Origin of the sequence: Streptomyces phytophilus (assembly GCF_013870535.1) — a bacterium.
Lineage (GTDB): Bacteria > Actinomycetota > Actinomycetes > Streptomycetales > Streptomycetaceae > Streptomyces > Streptomyces phytophilus.
Map to the genome: position 1 here is coordinate 1 of NZ_JACBXC010001066.1, position 2133 is coordinate 2133.

The following is a 2133-nucleotide window of genomic DNA, read 5'->3' on the forward strand; positions in this document are numbered from 1 at the left end:
GTCCGCGGCTACCAGCCCTGCGGCGATCTTCGTGCCGCCGACGTCCAGTGCGGCGGTGACGCCGGTGGTGGTGCTCATGGTGTTCACCTTCCCGCCCCCCCGGGGGGCGTGCGCGTCCCGGCTGCCCGCCGAGCTGGGGTGCCGCGCTCCGGCGGCCGGCGGAGCGTCAGTCCGGTGAGCGGTGCAGCGTTGCCTCGAAGCGGTAGGCGTCTCCCCGGTAGACCGAGCGGCACAGCAGCACCGGCGTGTCCTCCTGGTCGGAGGTGATCTCCTCGCCGACCAGGACGGGGGAGCCCACCGGAACCCCGAGGAGCCGGGCCGCCTCGGCGTCCGCGGCGTCGGCGTGCGCCGAGTAGGCGCTGCGCAGCACCCGGACGCCCGCGACCTCCTCCAGCGTCGCGAAGAGGGAGCGGTCGGTGAGATCGACGCTCTCCAGCCCCGCCGCCCTGGCCCGTACCAGCACCGTGGTCTCGAAGCACACCGGCACCGTGTCGAGGCCGCGCACGCGCGCTATCTCCAGCACCTCGGCGGCGGGCGCTATGCGCAGCCGCCGCGACTCCTCGTACGCCGCCGGGCGCACCCGCCGGTGCAGGACGCGGCCGGTGGGGACCAGCCCGCGCTCGCGGGCGTTGTCGGTGAAGCTCTTCAGGACGCTCGGCGGCTCGCTGACCACGTTCGTCGTGACGTACCACCCGCGCTGCGCGGAGGCGTGCACCCGGCCCTCGGACTCCAGCATGGCCAGGGCCTGGCGCAGGCTGCTGCGGCTGACGCCGAGCTGTCCGGCCAGGGCGCGTTCGCCGGGCAGCCGGCTGCCCGGAGCCCAGGCCCTCTTGTCCAGGAGGATCCCCAGTTCGCGGAAGGCGAGTTGGACGGCGGGGCCGGCGCTTGCGGGCTCGTCGAGTTCGGTCACAGGCAGGAAAATACCAGAGCAACCAATCACCGGACCAGATCGCAAGTTGGTCTGATCACTGGACTATCTGGTCTGAGGTGGTGCATCATCCGGGGCATGGCGGATCCCGGGCCCGATGCGGGTCGGGACTCCGCCGCCACCGATCCGCCACGCCTCGCGTCCCAGCCCAAGGAAGCCCTCGATGCCGGTACCCGTACCGGTCCGCCTCGCCGTCATCGGCGCGGGGACCATCTCCCAGTCGGTGCACCTGCCCGCCGTCCACCGGCTCGGCGCGCTCTTCGAGCTTGTCGTGGTGTGCGATCTGTCGCCCTCGCGGGCGGCCGAGGTGGCAGCCCGGGCCGGTACGGGGGTGCGCGCCACCCACGACTACGCACAGGTGCTGGCCGACCCCGACGTCGACGCGGTGCTGCTCGCCACCCCCGGCACGCACGCACGGGACGCCCGCGCCGCGCTGGAGGCCGGCAAGCACGTCCTGGCCGAGAAGCCGCTGTGCCTGACCGCGGCGGAGGCGGCGGTCCTGGGCGAACTCGCGGCGTCCCGCGGCCTGGTGCTCCAGGTCGGCTACATGAAGATGTACGACCCGCTGACCGAGGTCGCCGCCGCGGAGCTGGCCCGCCTGGACACCCCGCGCACCGTCCGCGTCACCGTGCTGCACCCGGCCGACGAGCCGCAGGTCGATCACCTCCGGCTCGCGCCGGCCGCGCGCGACGCCGACCCCGCCGCGCTCCAGGAGGCGCAGACCTACGAGGCCGTACGCACCGCCGAGGCGCTCGGCGACGTCCCCGAAGAACTGGGCCGCTACTACCGCGACGTGCTCAACGGCTCGGTGATCCATGAGCTGTCCCTGCTGCGCGCCCTCGGGCTGACGCTCCCCGACCACTTCGAGCACGCCGAGCTGTGGCCCTGGCCGATATCCGGCGGCGGCGAACCACCGTGCCTGCTCGCCACCGCCGCGCTGGGGCAGGATGCCCGGTTGGTGGTGAACTGGAACTGGCTGCCCGACCACCCGGAGTACGGCGAGGAGATCGCCGTACTCGCCCGCGACGGGCGCCTCGCCCTGCACATGGCCCCGCCGTACCTGGTCGACGTCCGCTCCTCGCTGCGCGTGGAGCGCGCCGAGGACGGTGTACGCCAGGACGCCGTCCTGCGGCACGGGTACGACACCGGATTCGTCCGCCAGCTGGAGGAGTTCGCCGCCTCGGTACGCACCGGCGCCCCCGTCC

2 protein-coding genes are annotated in these 2133 nt (G+C 73.8%); one reads left to right on the top strand and one right to left on the bottom strand.

The features are described from left to right. Positions 1–166 precede the first annotated feature (166 nt). Positions 167–910 (bottom strand): GntR family transcriptional regulator, encoded by a 744-nt coding sequence (locus H5J30_RS29070; RefSeq protein ID WP_181790253.1) that lies wholly within the window; start codon positions 908–910, stop codon positions 167–169. A 181-nt stretch (positions 911–1091) separates the two neighbouring features. On the opposite strand from H5J30_RS29070, the gene H5J30_RS29075 reads away from it, so the two are divergent. Then, positions 1092–2133, top strand: a 1042-nt coding sequence (locus tag H5J30_RS29075) for a Gfo/Idh/MocA family protein (RefSeq protein ID WP_181790254.1), incomplete at its 3' end; no start/stop codon positions are given.